At 47.6% G+C, this 24,134-nt stretch carries 14 protein-coding genes and 2 tRNA genes; 9 read left to right on the top strand and 7 right to left on the bottom strand.

From position 1 onward, the window contains the following. Positions 1 to 50: 50 nt before the first annotated feature. A tRNA-Met gene (locus tag ABDZ76_RS16820) sits at positions 51 to 127 on the top strand. A gap of 174 nt (positions 128 to 301) precedes the next feature. Here the strand turns inward: ABDZ76_RS16820 and ABDZ76_RS16815 are convergent. Then, the gene (locus ABDZ76_RS16815) at positions 302 to 1,501 is read right to left on the bottom strand and encodes a benzoate/H(+) symporter BenE family transporter (RefSeq protein WP_343808272.1); all 1,200 of its coding nucleotides are present in this window, start codon (positions 1,499 to 1,501) and stop codon (positions 302 to 304) included. Positions 1,502 to 1,601: 100 nt separating this feature from the next. Here ABDZ76_RS16815 and pdxR point away from each other — a divergent pair, with 100 nt between their 5' ends. From pdxR to ABDZ76_RS16790, 6 genes are all read left to right on the top strand, one after another. Next, a complete protein-coding gene (pdxR, locus tag ABDZ76_RS16810) occupies positions 1,602 to 3,092 on the top strand; it encodes a MocR-like pyridoxine biosynthesis transcription factor PdxR (RefSeq protein ID WP_343808269.1) in 1,491 nt (496 codons plus the stop codon). 475 nt (positions 3,093 to 3,567) lie between these two features. Further along, the gene (locus tag ABDZ76_RS16805; RefSeq protein ID WP_343808266.1) at positions 3,568 to 3,936 is read left to right on the top strand and encodes a hypothetical protein; all 369 of its coding nucleotides are present in this window, start codon (positions 3,568 to 3,570) and stop codon (positions 3,934 to 3,936) included. Further along, complete coding sequence (locus ABDZ76_RS16800; protein ID WP_343808262.1) at positions 3,887 to 4,633, top strand: autotransporter-associated beta strand repeat-containing protein; 747 nt, start codon at positions 3,887 to 3,889, stop codon at positions 4,631 to 4,633. The genes ABDZ76_RS16805 and ABDZ76_RS16800 overlap by 50 nt, the downstream gene beginning before the upstream one ends. Then, a complete protein-coding gene (locus ABDZ76_RS17710) occupies positions 4,570 to 4,764 on the top strand; it encodes a hypothetical protein (protein WP_374844836.1) in 195 nt (64 codons plus the stop codon). The genes ABDZ76_RS16800 and ABDZ76_RS17710 overlap by 64 nt, the downstream gene beginning before the upstream one ends. A 574-nt stretch (positions 4,765 to 5,338) precedes the next feature. Further along, on the top strand, positions 5,339 to 11,635 hold the full coding sequence (locus ABDZ76_RS16795; RefSeq protein WP_343808259.1) for a DUF7507 domain-containing protein: 6,297 nt from the start codon (positions 5,339 to 5,341) through the stop codon (positions 11,633 to 11,635). A 41-nt stretch (positions 11,636 to 11,676) separates the two neighbouring features. After that, the gene (locus ABDZ76_RS16790) at positions 11,677 to 15,396 is read left to right on the top strand and encodes an RHS repeat domain-containing protein (protein ID WP_343808256.1); all 3,720 of its coding nucleotides are present in this window, start codon (positions 11,677 to 11,679) and stop codon (positions 15,394 to 15,396) included. Positions 15,397 to 15,477: 81 nt separating this feature from the next. Here ABDZ76_RS16790 and mgtA read toward each other — a convergent pair whose 3' ends face one another. The 4 genes from mgtA to ABDZ76_RS16770 form a co-directional block, all read right to left on the bottom strand. Then, positions 15,478 to 18,219 (bottom strand): magnesium-translocating P-type ATPase, encoded by a 2,742-nt coding sequence (mgtA, locus tag ABDZ76_RS16785; protein WP_374844839.1) that lies wholly within the window; start codon positions 18,217 to 18,219, stop codon positions 15,478 to 15,480. 325 nt (positions 18,220 to 18,544) lie between these two features. Beyond that, the gene (locus ABDZ76_RS16780; protein ID WP_343808250.1) at positions 18,545 to 18,757 is read right to left on the bottom strand and encodes a hypothetical protein; all 213 of its coding nucleotides are present in this window, start codon (positions 18,755 to 18,757) and stop codon (positions 18,545 to 18,547) included. Further along, the gene (locus tag ABDZ76_RS16775) at positions 18,754 to 19,044 is read right to left on the bottom strand and encodes a hypothetical protein (RefSeq protein ID WP_343808247.1); all 291 of its coding nucleotides are present in this window, start codon (positions 19,042 to 19,044) and stop codon (positions 18,754 to 18,756) included. Before ABDZ76_RS16775 ends, ABDZ76_RS16780 begins: the two co-directional genes overlap by 4 nt. A 95-nt stretch (positions 19,045 to 19,139) precedes the next feature. Further along, positions 19,140 to 19,346 (bottom strand): hypothetical protein, encoded by a 207-nt coding sequence (locus tag ABDZ76_RS16770; RefSeq protein WP_343808244.1) that lies wholly within the window; start codon positions 19,344 to 19,346, stop codon positions 19,140 to 19,142. A gap of 51 nt (positions 19,347 to 19,397) precedes the next feature. On the opposite strand from ABDZ76_RS16770, the gene ABDZ76_RS16765 reads away from it, so the two are divergent. Then, the gene (locus tag ABDZ76_RS16765; protein WP_343808241.1) at positions 19,398 to 20,117 is read left to right on the top strand and encodes an MgtC/SapB family protein; all 720 of its coding nucleotides are present in this window, start codon (positions 19,398 to 19,400) and stop codon (positions 20,115 to 20,117) included. Between the two features lie 49 nt (positions 20,118 to 20,166). Here ABDZ76_RS16765 and ABDZ76_RS16760 read toward each other — a convergent pair whose 3' ends face one another. Together ABDZ76_RS16760 and ABDZ76_RS16755 are read right to left on the bottom strand one after the other, a co-directional pair. Then, a complete protein-coding gene (locus ABDZ76_RS16760; RefSeq protein WP_343808238.1) occupies positions 20,167 to 21,972 on the bottom strand; it encodes a TIGR03767 family metallophosphoesterase in 1,806 nt (601 codons plus the stop codon). A 221-nt stretch (positions 21,973 to 22,193) separates the two neighbouring features. Continuing rightward, a complete protein-coding gene (locus ABDZ76_RS16755) occupies positions 22,194 to 23,237 on the bottom strand; it encodes a hypothetical protein (RefSeq protein WP_343808235.1) in 1,044 nt (347 codons plus the stop codon). 483 nt (positions 23,238 to 23,720) lie between these two features. Here ABDZ76_RS16755 and ABDZ76_RS16750 point away from each other — a divergent pair. Continuing rightward, positions 23,721 to 23,796, top strand: a tRNA-Thr gene (locus ABDZ76_RS16750). The last annotated feature ends 338 nt before the right edge of the window (positions 23,797 to 24,134 follow it).

Here is a 24,134-nt window from a genome sequence, read left to right as displayed (position 1 = left end):
GGATGAACAAAACAAAAAACGGGCTGAATGCCCAAAGCTCAAAAGTTTAGCGCGGGGTGGAGCAGCCCGGTAGCTCGTCAGGCTCATAACCTGAAGGCCGCAGGTTCAAATCCTGCCCCCGCAACCAAATAGAAAAGCTCAAGCTAATAACTTGAGCTTTTTTTGTGCTCAAAATTATTAAAACAATCCTAAATATAACAACACAAAACAAAAGCCCCGGGAAAATCTCGGGGCTTTTTGGCATTCTAATACTACCTAATGAAATGACAGGGGAGGGCGAAGGTCAACCCCCAAGCCAACACTATCTAGCTGAACGGCGAAAGCCGGTGTTCAGCACAACGTAAGCAAACAAGCCAATTACCAATCCCCAAAAAGCACCGCCAATTCCAAGCATGTTAATATTGGCAGCAGACGCTAAAAACGTAATCAATGAGGCTTCTCGTGTGCGCGCATCGCTCAAAGCGCTCGATAAACTACCGCCAATCGTGCCTAATAATGCAAGACCAGCAAGGCTCGTGATGAAAGTGGCGGGGAATACCATGAATACGGCAGCTAAAGTGACACCGAAAACACCAACCAAGATGTAAAATATACCTGCTGCTATGCCTGCAACCCAACGCTTGGATGGTTCTTCATGTGCTTCTCTGCCGGTTGCAATGGCAGCCGTGATAGCCGCTATATTGAATGCATGCGAGCCAAATGGAGCCATGATGAGAGAACCAAGACCAGTAGTCGTTACAATGGGATTGGCACTTGTCTTAAAGCCGTCATTACGCAAAACAAGCATGCCCGGCATATACTGGCCGGTTAAAGTAATAAGGAATAACGGCAGAGCGACACTTAATAATGCATTGAGTGAGAATGCAGGCATTGTGAATACTGGCTTTGCCAATTGCAATTGTAAGCCTGATAAATCAACGCGTTGCTGAATAAGCAGATATGCGAGACCAATTATCAGAATACCAACAACGGCATAACGTGGTGAAAACCGCTTTAAGATAAGATAAGACGTAAGCAATATGCCGACCAGCACCGGATCCGCACTCGCACCACCAAAAGCGCCAATACCAAACTGGAGTAATATGCCTGCAAGCAAGCCGGAAGCTATGCCGGTAGGGATGAGTTTAATCAGTTTGTCGAAATAGCCTGAAATGCCAAGCAGTACAAAGGCCGCTGCTGATATGATATAAGCACCGACGGCTTCATTGTAAGGCGTGGTTGCAAGCGCTGTAACGAGAAAAGCCGCCGCAGGTGTCGACCATGCTGTGATGATAGGTTCACGATATTTCCAGCTTAAGAATAGTCCGGTTACGCCAACGCCAATGGAAACAGACCAAACCCATGAAGCGGTTTGTTCGGGTGAAAGACCTGCGATGCGTGCGGCCTGGAACACAAGAATAAATGTACCGCCATAATTCACGATGACGGAAATGAGACCGGCAACAATGGGGTGGGTTAAATCATTCAGTTTTATGGGGGAGGGTGAAGGATGTGATGTCATGATGGCTTCCAAAGTCCGATAGATGTTAAAAACTCGCTTGACTTCTACCGCATCATTGGCCTGATTAACCCAGCCAATTAAGTCACCAAAGGCAGACCATTTGTTTAAGCATTCACAACTGGAAACTGTAAAAACATGGCTGGTTAATCCAGCGCATGCAGTAATGCCGCTTCACGCCCGTATTCAAAGAGCGATAAGGCAATTGATTTTGGATGGCGCATTAAGTGCTGGCCGGCCTCTGCCTGCATCGCGTGCTTTGGCGAAATCACTCGGTGTTTCACGCGATACGATTGAAACTGCCTATGCTCAGCTTCATGCGGATGGTTTTATTGAGCGTCGTGTAGGCAGTGGAAGCTTTGTCGCGGAAATGGCTGATTTTGGCACGCGCTATAGACAAGTGAAACGTGTTGCACCTGTTAACGATGCAAGTCATAGTTTAAGCAAACGCGGGCAAGCCATGTTTGGCGGAGGTGGTGTGCATGAGATGTTGCATCCGCATTGTTTCGCGCCTGGTGTACCGGATACACGCAATTTTCCATTGGTACTTTGGGAACGGTTAGGGCGGCAGGTTTTAAAAGAAATTGGCCATGACGCTTTATTGCATGGTGATCCGCAAGGTACAGAAGCTTTACGACGTGTCATTGCTGATTATGTGAATTTGGAACGCGGGGCTCGTGCTACGGCCGATCGGGTACTTATTCTAACCAGTTCACAACAAGCGATGACCCTTTGTGCCAATGTTCTTTTCGATGCAGGTGACCGGATTTTCATTGAAGACCCTGTTTATTATGGAGCGCGTCGTGCTTTTGAAGCGGCTGGCATAGAACGGCTACCGATACGTGTTGATGCTCAGGGCATTATGGTGGAGCCGCTTCTGCAAGAACAACGAACTGCAAAGGCCGTTTTCTTAACGCCGTCACATCAATTTCCAACCGGCGCAACTTTGGCGCTGGAGCGAAGACTTGCATTAATTGAATGGGCTGCACATCGTCAAACATGGATTATTGAAGACGATTATGACAGTGAGTTTCATTATGCTGGCAAGCCCATGGCTTGTGTGCAGGGGCTCGATCCGCATGAGCGGACAATCTATATTGGTACCTTTACCAAGTCACTTTTTCCGGGCTTGCGGATCGGTTATGCTGTGTTGCCGCAGAGCTTGGTTAAGCCAATGACGATTGCACGTACCTTGCTTGACGGACATACGGCATCAATACCGCAGCTGACTTTAGCGCGGTTTATGGAAGGCGGGCATTTTGGCGCTTATGTACGCATGATGCGACAGATCTATGCGCAAAGATTGGAATTGCTAACCAGCTTGGTTCGCACTCATTTGGCAGAGTTTTTGGAGCCGCGCGTACCAACAGGTGGCTTACAAATGCCATGTATTTTAACCTGTGATCTTGATGAACAAGCGGTGATTGCGGCTGCACAAAGAGCCGGGATTGCTCTGACAGGATTATCGTCATTACACGCGCTGGACAAAGTAAAAACCGGCTTCTTGCTTGGCTTTGCTGCCTATAGCCCACAGGAGTTGGAGGCTGGTATCAAGAAATTAGCCGTGGTTTTTAATAGTTTGAAGCGCGGTTGACGCTTGCTGACTCGAAGCTGTTGATTTCACCCAGTTTTCTACGGGCGCAGCCTATGCCGCGAGTGGCGGTTCGGCAATTTCCTCGGATACAATCAATTATACTAAGGGGGGCGCTGGCGGTATTAATGGCGACGTTGTGGCGGAGTTGGTGTTTCTACGAACCAGATTTTAAATGTATCTTCTACAGCGGTCATCATCGGCGGGGCTGGTGGCACGACTATGGCTTCCAGCGGCGGTGCCGGGGGCCCCGTGCAGCAAATTCATCTTGCGGAGGTGGTGGTGCTGCCGGAGTGCTTCTTGTCGATGGCAATACATTAAACAATCATGGGTTTATTTCCGGCAGTGAAGGGGAAAGTGTTCATCCTAGTCTCATTGTATGGGCTTAATTGGTGCAGGTGGTGATGGTGGCGAAGGAGGTTACCTGACGAATGGAGGCCGGTTAATTAATGAAGTTGACGGGATTATCCATGGCGGAATGTCAGGTTCAAACGGCACAAAAATCAACCTGTTTGGTGTTTCCGCTTCTTATGGTGGCATTGGGATTTCCGGTAATAATCTGTCTGTACTCAATAAAGGCGCGATCAATGGCAGCGCGACTTATACGGGTGGCATGGGAGAGGCTGTTCTTTTCACCGGTGGCACCAACCAGCTAGAACTCTGGGCGAGCTCACAAATTCAAGGCAATGTGCAGGCTTTCAGTCGTTCTGACCGCTTGCTGTTGGGTGGAGCGGATAATGGTGTTTTTGCAGTCAGTGATCTTGGTGATAATGTGCAATATCGAGGCTTTGGACAGTTTGAAAAAAATCGGCAACAGTCATTGGGAGTTAAGCGGCCCATCCCTTGAGCAAACATCGTGGACATTGACCGAAGGTATTCTTTCCATTGCGCAGGATGAAAGCCTTGGTGATAGCAGTGAACAGTTGACTTTTAACGGCGGAATTTTGCAAGTTACGCAGAACTTTGAGAGTGAGCGTGAGGTTTATTTAAGATCTCGTGGCGTTTCTATTGATGTTGATGCGAATATTCAGCTGAAAATTCCATCTGTTATTGGCGGAGAAGGGAAAATAACCAAACGCAGTGACGGTGTTTTGGTGTTGAGCGTGGATAATCTTTATACAGGCGGCACCACTATTAAAGAGGGAATACTTCAACTGGGGGATTCTGGTGCTAGCCATCTTATAATTCACAATTTGAACGAGACCCGGGCGGTTACTCAGGAAGGCATTAAAACTGTCGAGGTAAAGAACACTTCAGAAGGCAGATTTTTATTGCTGGGTGACTATGAATTTGAAGGTGAAAAGGCGATTGTATCGGGTGCTCACTCCTATCGTTTATATCAAAATGGTATGGAGAATAGCGATGATGGTCATTGGTATTTGCGGTCTGCGGTAACAACGCCATCAGTCGACCCTGCTGACCTGTTGAGCCGCTTTACAATCCGGCTGCACCTGTTTTTGAGACATATGCGAGCGCTTTATTGGATGCCAATGAGGTGGCGACTTTGCAGCAGCGTGTGGGTAGCCGCTATTGGAACGGGATAGAAGCAACTCAGCAAATGAGTGCTGGTTTAGCCTCGTCTGCCTCGCTGTTCTGGGGGCGATTGGAAGCCTCGCATTTAAAGGTTCGTCCTAAACATTCAACTACTGCTGCTTCTTATAAAAGTGACAAATAGAAGCTTGAAGTCGAGCTGGACGGGCAATTTTACGATGGTGCCGGTGGCATGCTTACAGCGCATGGGGTGTACGTTTCTCCCAGTAAAATACACGCCATTGGCTGGGAATTGGTGCTGGTGGCAGCTATCAATGGAACCAGAATCAATCTTCCCTCTATGGTGAAGTTTCACTGGATGCAGGTTTTGATGCTTTTGTACAAAACTACAAATTCAAAGAAAAATCGGCTATAAATTGTCATTTTAACAAAACTAATGACCGTTTTTACATGAAAATCACCTGTTTTTGCATGTGCCATATTTGACACATGTTTTTTCTAAAACAAAGAAAAGTAATTACTAACCGAAGTTAACTATTGGTTAACGAAATAGAATCAGTTAGTCCGCCACCTCAAGGTGGGGGCCTTATTGATTATGTTTCAATTACCCGCGGACTTTCTTGTCTGCGGGTAATTGATTCTGCGCGCTTATTTTGTGTGAAAAGCACAGGATAAGTCCGTCTTTCTTTGTGTCCCGGCTGATGTGCAAAAAGCATAGGTTTAGGGACGAAATGAAACGGTTATTTACAGTGTTTTTCATGGCATTCTTCGCCATGTTTACCTCTCTGTCGGGCGCTTATGCGCAGGAAAATGCGACAGGCTGGACGCTTAATATTGATGCGGACAAAGCAAACCCTGTAACAGCAGGCACTTTAGTTAATATTGCTGCTAAAGTAGATAATAGTAGCAACGGTAACTTACCCAAAACCACTGTTGAGTTTGTCATTCCTAAATCGAGTGTTTTTGTAGGTGCGACTGGTTTTGATAAATGCACGCCATCTGCCGAATCTGAGACGCCATTAAAAGAAGATCTTACGGTTGTCTGTGAGGTGCCGGAATTACTGCCATACGAGCAGTCCCGCGGAAATATTCAAATCAAACCACAAAAAAATGGTGTGGTTGATTTTGCTGGTATCGTTAAAGGTAATGACTTTGACGAAGCACTTACTATTACAGTTGTAGAAGGTGCAGACCTTGCCTTGAAGCTCAAGCTGGATGAAAAGACAGTTAGCGCTGGTAGCACAACAAAATTTACCGCTGAAATTACGAATAATGGTCCGCACGCTTCGAAAGAGTCGATCCTTACCTTCACCGTCCCGGAAGGCTTGAAGCTCGGCGATCTTCCGAATGGTTGTGCCCTAAACAACAACAGAGTGCAGTGTAAAGTTGGCGATATAGCTGTATCGCAATCCATTCCATTAGAATTTACCGCGCAGGTAATAACGAATAATCAGTCCCATATTGACATTACGGCGCAGATCGAGGGTTTGAAACCTTTAGATCCGGATGAAGACTCTAACGAAGATAAAGATCGATGGGAAGTCATCGCAGGAACGGATGTAGGTCTTCGTAAGGAGCGTTCTCCTTTTGGCTCGCTCATTATGGGTGATGATGTTGAATTTAAGCTGACGCCGCAATTTTCTGGTTATGAACCACAGACAGCGCAGATTGTTGATGATCTGCCAGAATATTACGGCGATATAAGCGTAGTGCCAGCTAACTCAGGCTGGAGCTGTGGCGTTGTGGGGCAAAAAGTAACTTGTGATTATGTAGCGATTGACGGCAGCAAATTTGATGCTCCGATCATTATTAAAGCTAAAGCCGTTAAGGATTCTAAGAAGAAAACGGTTACCAATAGAGCGATCATTTCATCGCCTGACGAAACTAGTAACAATAAAGAAAATAATATCGGCGAAGATGTCGGCGTTGAGATAGAAGAGCCTATTACTGATCTGGCAGCGCATAAAGGTGGCCCAACGGATGGGCTGATGCTGGTTGGCGAGAGTTATGAATATTCTCTGCATGCCAGCAATAATGGCAATATTGACTTTTCTGATACGATCACGATCACGGATATTTTACCTGCCGGAATGAAGGTGACCAATGTTGCAGCTATTGGCTGGAGTTGCGTGCCACTGGATGTTGAAGGACCGGCATCGCTTACTTGTACAAGCGACCAGTATAAAAATGGTCCTCCACTAAAACCAGGTGACACGACCTCCCCGATTAAGCTCACTGTAGAAATAACAGCGGCTGCCTCTACTGTGCCTGGTGGTATGTCGAATGTAATGAAGGTTACTTTCCCTGAATGGGAAGCAATTGAACCTAAGGATCGTCACCACAACAATACAGTTACGTTTGGTGGTACCGCAGGCGAACCCAATACCCCAGTGCCGTCCGTAGCAGATTTAGCTATTGAAAAATCTATTATAGCAACTGATCCGATCATGTCGGGTGATGAAGTTGAGTTTCAAATTAAACTTTATAACAACGGTCCGGCAAAGGCTACAGGCGTTGTTATAACTGACCATTTAGAACCAATTGTTGGCACTAAAGAGGGTGGGGATTTTGCTGGTATAACACCGGTAATAACAATTCCTGCTTCGTCGAGTGTTACGATCCCGTCAGGTGCATGCAAAGTCACGGGTAAGAAATACGCTGCGGAACTGAAATGTGAAAAACTTGAACTTCCTGTTTGTAAGGAAGATGGTGATGCTTGCGCTATTATCAGCTTTAAAGTTCGCCAAGGAACTGATGGGGAGCGCACTAACACAGCTAGTATTTATTCGACCGAAACTCCTGATAATAATTCGACAAATAATAAGGATAAGGTGAATTATACTGTTGTTCCTGAGAATGACGTAACTGTAACAAAGACTGTTGATAGCGATACAGCGCGTGCTGGCCAAAATTTGGTCTATCGAATTGCTGCAAAAGTATTGCATCCTGGCTTGAGTGCTGCAGAAAATGTTACAATTACTGATTTTTTGCCTCATGGTGCGCGTTTCGTTAGTGCCGACCCGAGCATTGGCAGATGCTCTACAGTACCAGACACAAGTAAGTTAATCGGTCTGGATAACGATGAACTTACTTGTGACTTCGGGACTATCGGTGCTGGCTCGCAAGAAACAGTATTGGTTACCATTAAGCCAACAAACGCGCAAATTAATAACCCGCTTACTAATAAAGTCAGTGTTACGACTTCAATAAAAGAAACAAATACTGATAATAATTCTTCTGAAGTAACCGTTACTGTTGCTCCGCCTTCCTTCGATCTGATTATTGAAAAAACCGATAATCAGGGCGGTGATGCTTCAGTATATGACCCTGTTGAGAAGACAGAAAAGGTTATTTACACAATTACTGCCACCAATGCAGGCCCGTCCGATGCCTATAATATAGTTATCACAGACACTTTGCCTAAAGGTGGTTTTCATACCCCTGTAGTGATTGAAAAACCGAATGCGTTAAAGTGTGAAGAAAGTGACGTCGTAGCAGACAAAGCTGGCGGTAAAATAATTTGTACAGCGCCAGAATTGGCAGCTGGTGATAAAATACAGTTTAAAGTTGAGATGACATCATTTCAACTTGGCACTTTCAACAATGGTGTTGAAATTAAATCTGATGAATTTGATTATGAAACACAGACAAAAAACAACATCGCAAATGAGAAGACAACAGTTCGCGGTCGCTCAGATGTTGGCGTTAAAAAGAAGCCAGTGAAGGATGTTGTTGACCTTCGTGAAGAGTTCTCTTGGGATATTCATGTTACCAGTCATCTCCCTAAGGAAGGTCCAGCCTATGATATCGCTGAAGATGTAAGAATACAGGATAATCTTCCATTTGGTATGGTACTAACGCGTGCACCTGAAATCATCGAGCCTAAGGGTTCATTGGCCAGATGTACTGGTGTTGCGGGCGGAACTTCTTTTGAGTGTTTTCTTGGTGATATGGCACCGGGTACAAAAGCACATGTTCTCGTTCATACAAAAATTACCAGTAAAGATGCGACAGCTGCGAAAAACACTGTAACTGTAACCACTAAAACATTTGACAAAAATCCGGAGAATGATGCGTCAACCGGATCTGTTACAACAGTTTTAGGCGGCTCCATCAGCGGTAAAATCTTTACGGATTTTAACGAAAACGGTGAGTTCAATAAAGGACAGGATGTAGGCGTTGATGGTCTGTCTGTAACTCTGAACGGTACCGCTCGTGATGGTACAGTTATTAAGCCTATCACTGTTCGAACTGGGACTGATGGAACTTATGAATTCTCTGATCTGGCACCGGGTATATATGAAGTAACCTATACTGCCCCTGATGGTAAAAAATATAATATTGGCGGCGCTTATCCAGATGCTTCCACTACAACTGGACAAGTATCTGGCAAGCAGACTATCAATAAAATTGAAGTTAAAAGCGCAGCAGGCGCCAAAGAGGATAGCAAAAGCGAAAATAATAATTTCACTCTGCATACAACTCCGTCTATCGGCCTGAGCAAAGTTGCAGGTACCTCAGTTGATAAAGGTGATGGAACTTATTCAGTTGATTATACATTTACTATCAAAAACCTGAGCCAGGAACCGGTTGTAGACGTCGCTCTGTCTGACACTCTGAATGGTAGTAAGCAGAATTTCGGCACTTACTCATCTTCATCTGCCCCCGCTGAAGGCCACTATAGTATTCTAAGCGTGTCATCTAATAGTGGTATGCTGAACTCTAAGTTCAATGGTGCTGGAAACGATATAATTGTTTCAAATGCGACTATTAAGCCCGATGCAACCCTAACTGCTATTGTAACTGTACTTATCAATCCGGTTAAACCTTGGGTTTCGCTTCCGCTCGTCTTGTCAAATCAGGCAACGGTGAATGCTAATGGCGAATATTCAGGCAAGCCTGTCAAAGATCTATCCGATAAGAAACCGGGTGGTGAGAATGATCCTAAAGCAGATGAAGAGACAGTTGTAGAAATTGGTTCGACAGCAAAAATTGAACTGAAGAAAACTGCTGAGCTTGTTTTGGCTGGTGCTGAGGCTGTTGTCGGCGATCGTATTAACTATACATTCGAAGTCACCAATACGGGTAACACACCGCTCTTCGATGTGAAGATTGAAGATCTTTTGCCGGATTTGGTGTGGGATGAGAACACTTCCATTGATCGACTTGAAGTAGGCGCAACGAATGATACTGCCTTTAAAGCGCATTATCTCCTGAAACAGGAAGATATCGACAGTGGTTTAGTTAAAAATACCGCTAAAACCATTGGTAAATGGGCTGATAATGGTGGCAATCCGGAAACTGTTGAAGCTGAAGCCGATGCTGAAGTGACGCTTACCGGTAAGCCAGGTCTTTCTATTCTTAAGGAAGCATTGTTTGACGGTAACGAGCCACCGTCCGTGGTAGGTGATGTCATCACCTATAAATTTACAGTCACAAACACTGGCAATCTCACACTGTCTGATGTTGTTGTTGAAGATCCTTTGCCTGGTCTCGATATGCCGGTGAAAACAATTGCCAAACTTCTGCCAGGCAGTGCCTATGCACAAACATTGGAAGCAACCTATGCCATCACGCAGGCTGACATTGAAAAAGGTAAGGTCGTCAATAAAGCCATTGCGAAGGGTGATTATACTGATCCTGTAACCAAACAGCCGGAACCGGTTGACCCTGCGGAGTCGGAAGAAATTGTTGTGCCTCTTGGTCAGAAACCTGCAATTGCGGTTGTTAAAAAAGCAGAGTCAAAACTGACCGAACCAGCAGAAGTCGGACAGGAAATTGTTTATCATTTTACTGTTCACAATACTGGTAATATGGTGCTCAACAATGTGGTTCTGACTGATCCGCTCCCGGGTATCACGCCTTCCAGCTTTGACGTTGGCACTTTGCAGCCAGGTGAAAAGAAGGATTACAGCGCCAGCTATCACATTCTGGAAGCTGATATTGATGCCGGAGAGGTTATTAATCAGGCGACTGCAAAAGGTGTTGCCGGTGATCCGACCAATCCTAAGGAAGTAACCGATCTTTCAGGGCCGGATATTGAAAAAGATGAGCCGGTGATTGTTCCAATCGTCCCGCCATCCCCTGAAGATGTTCGCATTACCAAACAGGCAATGCTACATCAGGTTCGTCGTGGTGATCGTGTCCCGTACATTATCAAGGTCGAAAATCTGACTGCGAAACATGCCGGTTTTGTCAATGTGATTGATACAATGCCATCCGGTTTCCGCTATGTTTCAGAAACTGCCACTGTTGATGGCGTTGCAACTGAGCCGGAGATCAGTGGTCGCCGCCTTCAGTTCAAGAATATGAAACTTGGACCAAATGGCGTGATCGAGATCCGTCTTGAGTTGCTGGTCTTAAGCTCCGCAGGCCCTGGTAAACACGCCAATATTGCAACAGTAACAGACAAAGACGGCAATCCGGTTGCACCTGATGCCCATGCGATCGTCGAGATCATGTCTGAACCTGTGTTCGATTGCGGTGAAATCATCGGTACGGTTTTTGATGACAGGAACCGCAATGGTTATCAGGACGAAGGTGAAAAAGGTTTGGCTGGCGTGCGTGTTGCGACCGTTAAAGGCTGGCTGATCACTACGGATGAATATGGTCGTTTCCATGTGCCTTGTGCGGCTCTGCCGGATCAGCGCATCGGTTCCAACTTCATCATGAAGCTTGATACCCGCACCCTGCCGACAGGTTACCGTCTGACGACTGAAAACCCGCGTGTTGTCCGTCTGACTGCCGGTAAAATGACCAAGCTGAACTTTGGTGCATCGATCAGCCGTGTTGTTCGTCTTGACCTTCAGGATGCAGCTTTTGAAGCAAACCGCGTCGAGTTGAAAAAGCAGTGGGCTGATAACCTGCCGCAGCTTGTGGAAATCCTGAAACAGGAAATCTCGGTTCTGCGTCTGAGCTACAAAATGGCAGGCAATGAACAGTCATTGGCCAAAGAGCGCATGAAACACGTTCGTAAGCAGATCACTGATCTGTGGAAGCGCAAAGGAGATAACTACCCGCTTGAAATCGAGACACGCGTGGAGGTGAGCAAATGAGCCGCTCCGTGAAATCCGCCACGCAATTTAAGGTTATGAAAATGTCTCAGTTCAAACTTGGTTCTTTCTCCCGCCTTGCACTTCTGGCCAGTTCTGCGCTGGTGGCAGGCCACTTCTCAACTGGCTCAGTCTTGGCGCAAACCAAGACTGAGACGACAGAAGGTTCAGTCCTGCGCGGTAAAATGTCGGATGACAGCTCGGTGCGCCATCTGACCATCGGCGAAAATACCGAAAAAGGTATTGCTGCCGATGCGGGCAATATTCCGTTCATGATCTCTGTGGATGGCGATACGGTTGAAACCAGTGCTGCAAAAGCGGCACCAAAGGCACCACGCCAGATTGACCGCGAACGTAAAACCGATGTGGATTTGAGCAGCGTTGACATTCAGATCAAATTTGATGGTCTGGATGCTTCACCGATCCTCAATGTTTCCACCATGCCGGTACGCCGTAGTTACAGCGCTAATGAAACCGTTGAGTTTCTGGCGACCACCAACTATCCGGATTTTATCGAGCGTTCGGAAATCCGCATTTTTGCTATCGGTGATGGCAAGGCCGCTGATAAGCCAGTGGCTGTTGTGCCGGTCAAAACCAATGCCAAAGCACAATGGGTGATGCCGGCACAGGCAGATGAACGTGAATATGCTTATGTGTTGCGCGTTTATGATGAAAAAGGCCGTTTTGACGAAACCGAAGCTCTGACTTTGCGTCGCAGCGAAAAGAAAGATATTTTGGGTGATCGCGCAGAAGCTGTTGCACCGGGTATGGGTGAAGACAGAACAGCTACCCGCAATATTCGCGTTCATGGCGGTGCGGTAACCGTTCACGGCACCAATGTGCCTGATGGTTATCAGGTTAAGGCATTTGGTGAAGCCGTACCGATTGATGGCCAGCAGAAATTCGTGGTTCAGCGCATTTTGCGCCCCGGAGATCACGATGTTGATGTGGCAATCAATGATGGTATCAAAGGCGACGGTCTGGCCTTTAACCGCGACATCAATATTCCGGACAATGACTGGTTCTATGTTGGTTTGGCCGATATCACGCTTCGCAAGCGCAGCGGCGACCGCGGCATTGAAGCTGTTCGTCCGGGTGAATATGACAGCACCACCACCAATGGTCGCTTGGCGTTTTACCTCAAAGGTAAAATCAAGGGCGAATATTTGCTGACAGCAGCCGCTGATACAACCGATGACGAACTCGATAAGATGTTCCGCAATTTCGGTAAGCAGAACCCGCGTCACTTGCTGCGCAAGCTTGATCCGGATGATTATTATCCGGTCTATGGTGACGATTCCACCATGCTGGAAGATGCACCGACCAACGGTAAATTCTATGTTCGATTGGAGCGTGGCGACAGCCGTGTCCTGTGGGGTAACTTTAAAACCCGCATTACCGGCACAGAGTTTATGCGTTCTGACCGTGCCCTTTATGGTGCGCAAGGCGTGTATCGTTCGGAAGAAACCACAAGCTTTGGTGAGCGTAAAACCGAAGTTGATTTATACGCTGCCCAGCCGGATACATTGCCGCAATATGATGAATATCTGGCAACCGGCGGTTCGGCTTATTTCATGCGTCGTCAGAACATTGTCGAAGGTTCTGAAACCATTACGGTTGAGTTCCGCGATTCCGTTACCGGCCGTGTGATTGAACGCCGTACATTGCGTGCGGGTGAAGATTACCGCTTTGATTATATGCAAGGTGTGCTGATCCTTAATCGTCCTCTGTCATCTTCAACCAGCACATCCGATCCGGTGCGTGATGGCGCTTTGGGCGGCAATAAAACCTATGTGCTTGCACAATATGAGTTTGAGCCGACAGCGGGGGATCTGGATGGTTACAGCCTTGGCGGTCGCGGCCAGCAATGGCTGAACGAAAATGTGCGCGTTGGTGTGACCGGCTATCAGGAAACAACTGGCGATGCCAATCAGAAAGCGGGTGGCGTTGACATTCGTGTGCGCCATTCCGACACCACTTTCATTGAAGGTGAGGTGGCTGGTTCTGATGGCCCGGGCTTTGGTTTTACCCGTTCAACCGACGGTGGTCTGACCAATGGCAGCACCCTTGCTACCGGTAAAAAAGGCCGCACAGCCTTGGCTTGGCGCCTGAAGGGGCAGGTTGATCTGGCCGATCTTCAGGACGAAGGTATCAAGGGTCGCATTGGTGGCTATTATGAAGAAAAAGAAGCTGGTTTCTCCAGCCTTTTCGACAATACCAGTGTTGATAAGCGCCTTTGGGGTGTACATGCCGATCTGGATGTAACAGACAAAACCCGTCTGAAACTCATCTATGATGATTTCTGGGATGATGATGGTCAGATCAAGCGCGAAGGCAAAGGTTCGGTCAGCCACGAGATTGATGAATATTGGAAAGTATCATTTGGTGTGACTTACACCGAACTGATGTCACCAAATGCTATTCGCTCGGGCAAAACCGGTTATGACGGATCGCGCGTTGATACAGGTGTTCGTGTTGATTATCGTCAGGATGACGATCATCTTTACTATGTCTTTGGTCAAGTAACGGCTGGTCGCTCCGGTGACATCAAGCGTAATGATCGCATCGGTGTTGGTACAGAACTGAAGCTCACCGACACTATCGGTACGCAGGCAGAAGTGTCATACGGCACCAATGGTGTGGGCGGCTTGGCAGCTCTGACCTATGATCCGAATGCAGATGATCATTATTATATCGGTTATCGTCTTGATCCGGATCGCGCATTTGATCTTAATCGCAGCTATGACCTGATCGGCCGTGATAAGGGTGCCATTGTTGGTGGTGTGAAGCGCCGCATCAATGATACGCTTTCTGCCTATTCGGAAAACAACTATGACCTGTTTGGTGTTCGCCGTGCGCTGACCCACACTTATGGTGTGGTTTATACGCCGGATAATGTCTGGACATTTGATGGTGGTTTTGAAGGCGGCCGTATTCGCGATAATATCAAAAACGCTGAAACCGGTGTTGAATTCTCTGACTTTGACCGTTATGCGCCATCGCTGGCCATCGGCTATAAGGATGAAGAACGCGGCATTACCGGTCGCTTGCGCGGTGAAGTGCGTGTTGAGCGTTCGGACGATCATACCCGCGATCAGAACACCTATTTGCTGGCCGGTGCTTATACATGGAAAACCAATCCTGACTGGCGCGCGATGGTCAGTGTGGATGCGGTGCTTTCAGATACCAAGCATAATAGCCCGTCATTCCAGAACACCGATTATGTTGAAGCCTCGGTTGGCTATGCCTATCGTCCGGTGGAAAATGATCGCCTGAACGCGTTGTTCAAATATAGCTGGCTCTATGACATGCCGGGCAATAATCAGTGGGGCAGTGCAACATCCAACTACCGTTATGCACCTGCACAGCGCAGCCATATTCTGTCGGCAGATTTCACCTATGATCTGGTGCCTTGGATGTCTGTTGGTGCGAAATACGGTTTCCGTATCGGTGAAGTGAAATACCGCGCCGGCAAAGAAGATCCGAAATTTGTCAATGAATGGCAGCGTTCATCAGCGCATTTGGGTATCTTGCGTGCCGATCTGCATGTTGTCAAAAAGTGGGACTTGTTGCTTGAAGGTCGTGTGATGCATATGCCGGAAGCAAAGACCACTGACTTTGGTGCATTGGCTGCGGTTTACCGTCATGTGGGCGAAAACTTCAAAGTGGGTGCCGGTTATAATTTCGGTCGCTTCTCAGATGACCTGCGTGACCTGACCCTTGATGATCGTGGCTTGTTCCTGAACTTCATTGGTAAGTTCTAAGCGATCAAATAACTAAGTATTAAAACGAATACGGGCAGCGAAAGCTGCCCGTATTTTTTTGTTGATGTGTGGCAGATCAGATCAGAACCACTGGCCGAAACGGCGGATATAGACGGCTTTCATGCCTTGTGCGACGAGGCAGTAGCAGATGAGCGTACCTGCCAGCCACGGGAAATATTCCCAAGGCAATGGCACGAGGCCAACAGCTGCACCAAGCGGTGAAAACGGAATATAAATACCAATTGCCATCACCAATGTGGTCATCAGCATGACCGGCAATGCGGCGGTGCTTTGGATGAACGGGATTTTCTGGGTACGCAGCATATGCACAACCAAGGTCTGTGACAGCAAGCCTTCAATAAACCAGCCGGACTGGAACAGTGACTGCATTTCCGGTGAATTGGCAGCAAAAACATACCACATCAGCGCGAAGGTTGTGATGTCAAAGATCGAGGATGTAGGCCCGATCCAGAGCATGAAACGACCGATATTTTTCGCATCCCATTTACGTGGTTTGCTCAAAAACTCTTTGTCCATTTTATCCCAAGGCAGTGCCAGCTGAGAAATGTCATACATCAAATTCTGGATTAGAAGATGGATGGCGAGCATGGGCAGGAAAGGAATAAAGGCAGAAGCAACCAGCACCGAAAAGACGTTACCGAAATTGGAACTTGCGGTCATATTGAGATATTTGATGATATTGCCAAATGTCTCGCGGCCTTTGATAACGCCTTCTTCCAGCACCATCAGGCTCTTTTCCAGCAGGATAATATCGGCGGATTCTTTGGCGATATCAGCACCGCTATCCACGGAAATACCCACATCCGCATCACGCAATGCCGGTGCGTCATTGATACCATCACCAAGGAAACCAACCGTGTGTCCATTGGCCTGCAAAGCTTTCAAAACACGGGATTTTTGCAATGGGGTCAGCTTGGCAAAGACAGTTGTTTCTTCAACCCGTTCCCGAAGCTCGGCTTCGCTCATTTTTTCGACATCACGCCCCATCATCGGAACGCCCGGCTCAAGCCCGACTTCACGGCAGATTTTGGTGGTGACAATTTCATTGTCGCCGGTCAGAACTTTGACCATCACGCCATTGTCACGCAGTGCAGCAAGTGCTGGTGCGGCGGTTTCTTTTGGCGGATCAAGGAAGGTCAGGAAACCTTCAACCACCAATTCACGTTCGTCGCTTTCTCTATATTGTGGCTTGGTTTTCTTGTGATCAATCTCGCGGGTGGCAATCACCAGTACACGGAAACCATCCTGATTATAGGCGTGCGATATGGCGATGAGCTCCGCGCGGCGCACATCATCCAATGCTGTAATGGTGTCGCCATCTTTAACATGGGTGGCAATGGACAGCATTTCTTCCACCGCACCTTTACACACCAGCAAATGATCGCCGTGAATACCTTCCACCACCACGGACAACCGGCGGCGGATGAAGTCAAATGGCAGTTCATCGACTTTGCGATAGAAAGAGGCCGCGCGCAGTGTGTCGCCCAGACCGCTGGAAAAGCGAATGACGGCCTGATCCATCAGGTTTTTCATGCCGCTTTGATGATAGCTGTTGAGCCATGCGAGGCGGAATACATGGTCGTCACGTTCGCCCTTGGCGTTGACGTGATGTTCCAGAATGATTTTGTCTTGGGTGAGCGTGCCGGTTTTATCGGTGCACAGCACATCCATTGCACCAAAATTCTGAATGGCGTTTAGGCGTTTGACCACCACTTTGCGCCGTGACATTGCAACCGCACCTTTGGCAAGGTTGGAAGAAACGATCATCGGCAGCATTTCCGGAGTGAGCCCAACGGCAACAGCCAGCGCAAACAAAAATGCTTCCGGCCAGTCACCTTTGGTAAAGCCGTTGATGAGCAGCACAATCGGCACCATCACCAGCATGAAACGGATGAGCAGCCAGCTTACCGAGTTTACACCACGGTCAAACGAGGTTTCAGCACGCGAGCCGACAATGGCTTTGGCAAGCGAGCCGAAATAGGTGCGCGAGCCTGTGGCAACAACCACGGCTGTTGCAGTGCCGGAAACCACATTGGTGCCCATAAAGCAGATATTGGGCAAATCCAGCATATCGGCTTCGCTGCTTGCGACTGCATGCGCGGATTTTTCTGCAACCGAACCCAGCGTGTCATATTTTTCAATCGGTAAAGCCTCGCCGGTTAAAACGGCTTGGCTGACATAGAGATCACGCGATTCAATGAGGCGGATATCAGCAGGGATCATATCACCGGCTGAAAGGGTGACGATGTCGCCCGGCACCAGATCACGCATCGGAATTTCATTGCGTTCAGGGTCTGCACTTTTGGCTCTGCGGCGCAAAACAGTGGCGGTGGTTCTGACCATTGCTTTGAGTGCTTCTGCGGCTTTACCAGAGCGATATTCCTGCCAGAAGCGCAAAAGACCGCTCAGCACAACCATAGTAACAATGATGGAAACACCGGTATAATCAACATCGTCGAGCTCGCCATCGCGCATCGGCAGCCAGATATCGGTGACAGCGCTGATGGCTGCGAGTACCATCAAAACGATGATGAACGGGTTGTTGAAAGCCTGTAAAAGCTGGATCAGCGCATGGGGGCGCTTGTCATGGGCAACTTCATTGGAGCCCTTTTCCTGCAAGCGGATCGCTGCTTCTGCATGGGTGAGCCCTTGCGTATCGCTGCGCAGATTGGTGAGGGTCATTTCCAGACTGTTTTGTGCTTCGCGCAAAGCGCGTGAGGACAGTCTCGGTTCATTTTTTACCGGTTTAAATGTGGCATTATTGAATGGCTTATTCATGGGGGTTTCTCCCGCGATATTTATTTAAAAAATCGCTGAAACGACGGACGTAACGAGGCGCTTCACATTGTTTCAATGTAAAGTGCACAGCTGTCTCGCCCGATCGGTTTAAATTTTTTTAAAAGGAATAAGTGGCTGTATGAGCACGGGATATCAGCCTGATGCAACAGGCTTTAATCCAAGGCAGTGTTAAAAGTCGTTTTGCAAAATCACATTCAGACCGGCCAAGTCGGCCAAACCGGCTTGCCTGCGGTATGAAAAATCAAAGTGAATGCGGGTTTGAAAAGCAACTTAATCCCGTTTTCTCATACAGCCACCGACTAGAATAATCGTCCATGGCTGCCTCCTGTTATGATTGCGTGGCGTTACGGTTATGGGTGATGTCTGGTGTTTCACCTGGGGTGAAAGCGGGGTCTTCAATATCGTCCGGCAAATCCTCATTCTCGTATAAAGACTGATAGGTCTGACGCAGATCGGATTTTAAACGCTGGCGGATAAGACTGACGGTAAACATGAAAAGCGAAAAGGCGATAATCATAAAAACATCAAAAACCGCACTCATGATCGTTGCTTTCGAACATGTTTTTTGGCGCTGGTTTTGGTTGTTTTAAAGTCTTCCGTTTCAATTTGCGGATGATTGCCGGTCCAGTTGCACTCTAATTTGCCGGTGCGATTGTTACGCTCCCAGCGGGCAACGGCACGGTTTTCACCGTCGGTTATCACAGCCACCACATCGGGGCCGTCAGTTACACGCGGCAAGCGGGAGGAGCGCACAAAGCGCGGGCTGTGTTCGCCATTAAACTGCACAGCATAGGCAAGCTGCGCCATATTGAAAATTGGATATGTCATGTTTCACCTGATGCGCCACAGCAGCACCGGCGAAACGAAATTCGTTAGTCCGGCTGCCCCTGCGGCTTGGTTTGTTGACTACTGTCGCTTGGCATTTAAGTTTGGGGTCCTTTGTAAAACCGGATGAAAAACAGAAGCTCTTGCTCTGTTGATTTGTCATAAATCAGTGCTGTTTCGGGTTCAACAAGAAAGAAGGATGGTTTTTGTTCAATAAGTTTATCCAAAATATACCAAAGTATAGAAGAATGACGATGAATTGCTTGTGAAGCTGAATAAAACCCGTAGCGGATAAAATCGTTCATAGAGTTGTCTTTTGTGACTGCTAGACACCAAAGCGCAAATCAGGAGAAAGCATGGGCACGTTTGACGAACTCTTACACACATTTATCGGGCTCGCTGCTGCCTTTTTGCTGGGCGGTATTATCGGTTTTGAACGGCAGTGGCGACAACGTTTGGCAGGGCTTCGCACTAACACTTTGGTGGCTGTCGGTGCAGCAACATTCGTAATTTTTGCCGGACTTGTGGAAGGCGATGCCAGCCCGACCCGTGTGGCTGCACAAATTGTTTCCGGTATCGGCTTTTTAGGCGCTGGTATTATTTTCAAAGAAGGGTTCAATGTTCGCGGGCTGAATACGGCTGCCACTTTGTGGTGTTCTGCTGCCGTGGGCGTGATGTGCGGGGCTGGGTTTTACGCCCATGCCGTCATTGCCACTTTGTTTATTATCAGTGTCAATTTATTGTTGCGCCCGCTGGTGTCCTTGATTGACAGACAACCTTCCAGCAGCACCGAAAACGGTATGCGCTATGCAGTCAGCATTGTGTGTTTGGGTGATGCGGAAGCCCATGTACGAGCATTGCTGCTCCGTGATCTGGGGCCGTTATTGCATATTCAGGATTTGGAAAGCAGCAATATTGAAGATAGCAATCGCGTGGAAGTAAACGCGTTTTTCCGTGCTGACAGTAATCAGGATCCTCTGCTTGAGCAGATCATCGGGCGCCTGAGCCTTGAGCCAATGGTGACATCGGTGCGCTGGCGTTATGTAACATCAGATGATGGCGATAAAGATTATTGAGCGGATTGGATAAAACGGGGCAGGCTGGTTACTGCCCCGCTCATTGGTTTTAACTGAGCTCAAACGGGCGGCGCACGACCAGTTCCACATTAAGATCTTCCGGCAATCCAAGCCGGAAAGGCCGGTCTAGTGCCGGATCATTGACCGCAAGCTCCAGACTTAACGCGGCCAGCGATGCGCGGGTTTGCTCGCCCGTTCGCCTGATATCTGCGGGATCGGAATGATCAATCATCACCGCAAATATGGACAGCGTTCCGTCCGCATTGTCCAATATTTCAATTGTGCGTGCCTGCTGCGGATAATCAATATGGGCTGCTGTATTAATCTCCCACAGGCCATGGCCACGGCCATGCGGATCTGGATGACACCAGACGCGGTTGGCATGCATATGGCCGTTGACCCAAAGCACAATATTAGGAAAACGCCGCAACAATGTCAGCAGGGCATCCGAGCCTAGCCGATCGCTTATTGCCTCATGAGGGGCATGGGTAAGATTGTCGAATGTGCGGGAATTATGATGTGAGAATAAAACAATGAGCTGGTTTTTGTTTTTTGTCTCAATCAATGCACCATTCTCATCATAATAACGCGCATGAAGATTGATAAGCGTTTGGGTGAGCCATGCCACCTGCGCCGGATCAAGTGAGCCATCAGGGCCACCATTCGGATTGGTGCTGTCAATCATGATGCCGGTGATTTGATCAGCCATCGGAAAAGTATAATAAGCGGTTTTATCATTAAGATTTTCAGTGCTGAAACCATGCCCCTCAGGGCCATAGGCACCGGTTTTTTCTAGATGCAGCCGAATGAAATCTTCTTTGCTGAAAGATTGTCGTTTCGCGGCAGCGGTAATGCTGCGCACCGGCATTTTGGCAATCAGCCCTTCAATTCCATGCTGGTCGGGGTGAATGATTGCACCGATAAAATCTTGCAGTGTCATACCCTCCGGTATACCGGTTGGCAGTTTACTGCCGGTGGCCAGCAAGTCTAAAAAGTGACTGAGGCCGCTGCCATTAGGTAAGACACCGGCATCCATCAGATCATGATTGCCAAAGCCGGTGTACCACGGAAATTTCAAGCCTTCGGATGCAATCGGTTCACTGACGGCATCAATAAATCCTTCTATAACCGGATAACCATAAGCCCTTTTCCAAAGGTCGTCCTGCTGGTTGGCTTTAACAGGTTCAGGATGCCAGAAAGCATCATAGGCATTGCCTTCCAAGGAGGTTTCATCCTGCAAACCCTGATAGCGGCCGCCAGTGGCGTTGAAGCTGGTTTTCTCACCATTTAGCACTGCAATGACAGCTTCCAATTCATGCAAGCCGCGGCTGTCGGCATTGTCGCCTGTGGAAATGGCAAAGTCGAAAACGCGAGCTGAAACAGGCCCTTTGCCGATGGCATTGATACGCCGCACCATAGCATCAAGCACATGTACGGTGAGGGTGTCTTGCGGGCGTGCGGCATTGGATAAAGGGGCGCCATTGATGTTGCCTTTATACTGGCGCAAAAACGAGGAGTGAGACGGCGAAGCCGCATCAATAATATGTAGATCCGTGACATGGGCAAAGGAAACCAGTGGTTTCCGGCGGCTCTCGCGTTCAGGTTTGGCTTCGCTCAAATCTTCACGCACGATAATCGGCCAGCCATTATCGGCTGCAATACAGCGATATGATTTACCTTTCGACAAATATTCTCCGGGAACGAGAGCGCGTGTCAGGGTGGTCAGATCATCGGGAGTTTCTTCCGCTGCAAAAGCACTGGAAAGACCGCAGCCGCAAGCAGAAATGAAAGGGGCGGATAGACCGCTAAGCAGTCCTGTTTTTAATAAATTACGTCTTGAAGTATAAAATGGCATTATAAAACCCTTATACTTATGATTATTTTAAATAATCATATTGAAATATTTTTTATGGTATTTTCATGCGTTATTAGAATTTTATAAGGAATATAAATAATTTTAAAGTTTAGTATAGGCACAAAAACATAGGGCTGTAAATCGCACATTATTGGATGCGATACAGCTCTATGCAGATGGAATTCAATTGAACTGATCGGACAGGGGTAGGGTAGGCCGGATTATTCCGGCTTCCCAACTCTGATGGCGAGGATATCAACGGCGCGACCGGAGCCGTTGAGGTCGCTGTTAATGCTGATAACACCGCTTTTCTGCGCTTTTTTATTAGCGGAGAATTCTACGTCAAATAGATAATCGCTTTGCGATCCGGTGACGTCGTAGCGGCGGCGCTGACAGTTGCCCATATCACCAAAATCACAGGTGACCGACATTTGTGCCGGTTTTCCGTCGCTGCTGCGGGCAATAATATCAAATGTCGCAGTTGTATTCACAAACTGATTGAGAATGCCTTCGCCCACGTCAAAGCGGATGGTATCTTTGGCGGAGGGGGATTTGATACGCAGATAATCCACGCCTTCAACGCGTGTGATTTCTGCTGTTGCCGTGCCATTTAAGGAAATGCGGGTTGCATCTTGCGGCGTGAAAATAGTGATCCAGCGCGCATTGTCGGGGTTTTCACCTTCTTTGAACGGGCCGGTATTAAGCGGTGAGCGAGTAGCGCCATTAGGCGAACGGCTGAGATCGCTCAAGCTGTTGTAAATAGAAATTCCGATAATACCAAAAGCTGCCAGCAATACGATCGGCACGACAAGTCTGCTCAGTCTCGAGCGCTTTTTAGGCTCTTTCTTGGTTTTTTGAGCGCGGCTTGGTGCTGCAACAAAATCGGCCATACCATCATTGCGTGGCGCATTTTTGCGCGAAGGAGCAACTGTATCAAGCGAGCCAGGCATGTCACGGCTTGCGCCATCTAGTGACCAATCATCTGCTTGGGGCGCTTGAGGTGCTTGCTGCTGAACAGGTTCAGGAGCTGCAAACTCACGTTCAATCTCACGAATTGCATGTGTTAGTTGATCACGGCGCTGGTTGCGCTCTGTTTCACCAAGCTGCACATTTTGTGCCAGCGCACGTTCATGCGCCTGCCAGGCGGATGTATAAATCCGCTGACGTATTTCAGAATTTGTCGCATCTGCCTTTGTAAATGCGTTGCGTATGGCGCGTTCGATGCTTTCCAAATGCTGGTCTTTCTTCAGGCGATGCTGGTTCAATATGATTATCCAGAGTGTCAGATTTAGCCAAATTCCCTTTCTAATCAAGGGCGTTTAACTATTCATTTGCCAGCGACAGATCGGTTAAAGTGTTATGCGATGTTGGTTTTTTGTAAGCGTTTGATTTAATTGCATAAAATAATGGTATTTTTTTGTTGCTTCATAAATGCTTGCAATAACCGTTTGTTCCCAATTGATTTATTCCGTGAGCTTTCACAGTCATGGCTTTTCTTGTAGGTTGATTACAGTATCCAATGATATTGCAAAAGGCTTTTTTGTCTTACTGCTAGTTTTACGCGTTTTAAATCGCTGTAACGGATATGGCTGGTATTTTATCAGGTATAAGAGATCGGATGCGATTTGAAATGCAGGCATGTTTTCTGCCTTGCATTTGTTTTGTCTTTTCGTTATCTGACCCTTGCATTTCTCTTCTGTTTGGTTCGTTGATATGGACTAAACTTTATAAGAGAAAATGACTGGATTGCCGCTTTAGCTCAGTTGGTAGAGCACATCATTCGTAATGATGGGGTCGTAGGTTCGAGTCCTATAAGCGGCACCATAAAACAAGCACTTAGCGTATATTTGATCTTGCTTAATTCGAGCCAGCAATCAAATAGCAATCACTTTTTAGAAATCTACACTTTCTAGCAACCAGGGAATGTCTGAGATTGCTGGTGAAACTTATTGATTTAGTTTTAATTAAACCTTTGTTAGGCGCATGGTACCTCTATCGTAACACACTTTAGCTTGTGCTTAATTGAATTCTGAGAAGTGACCTGAGCCCCAACACTCCTCCATTTTTCAGGAGAGTCTTGGGTTATACTATTGGCCTTAAGCGGCCTGTTTTTCTAGAGCCATTTTTATGGCGAACTCATTCGGTGTGACATTGCCGAGTGA

The sequence above is a fragment of the Paenochrobactrum glaciei genome (assembly GCF_039522165.1).
In the GTDB taxonomy this organism is placed as follows: Bacteria; Pseudomonadota; Alphaproteobacteria; order Rhizobiales; family Rhizobiaceae; genus Paenochrobactrum; species Paenochrobactrum glaciei.
Note: the sequence above shows the minus strand (reverse complement) of the source record. Positions and strands in the feature narration are given on the sequence as shown.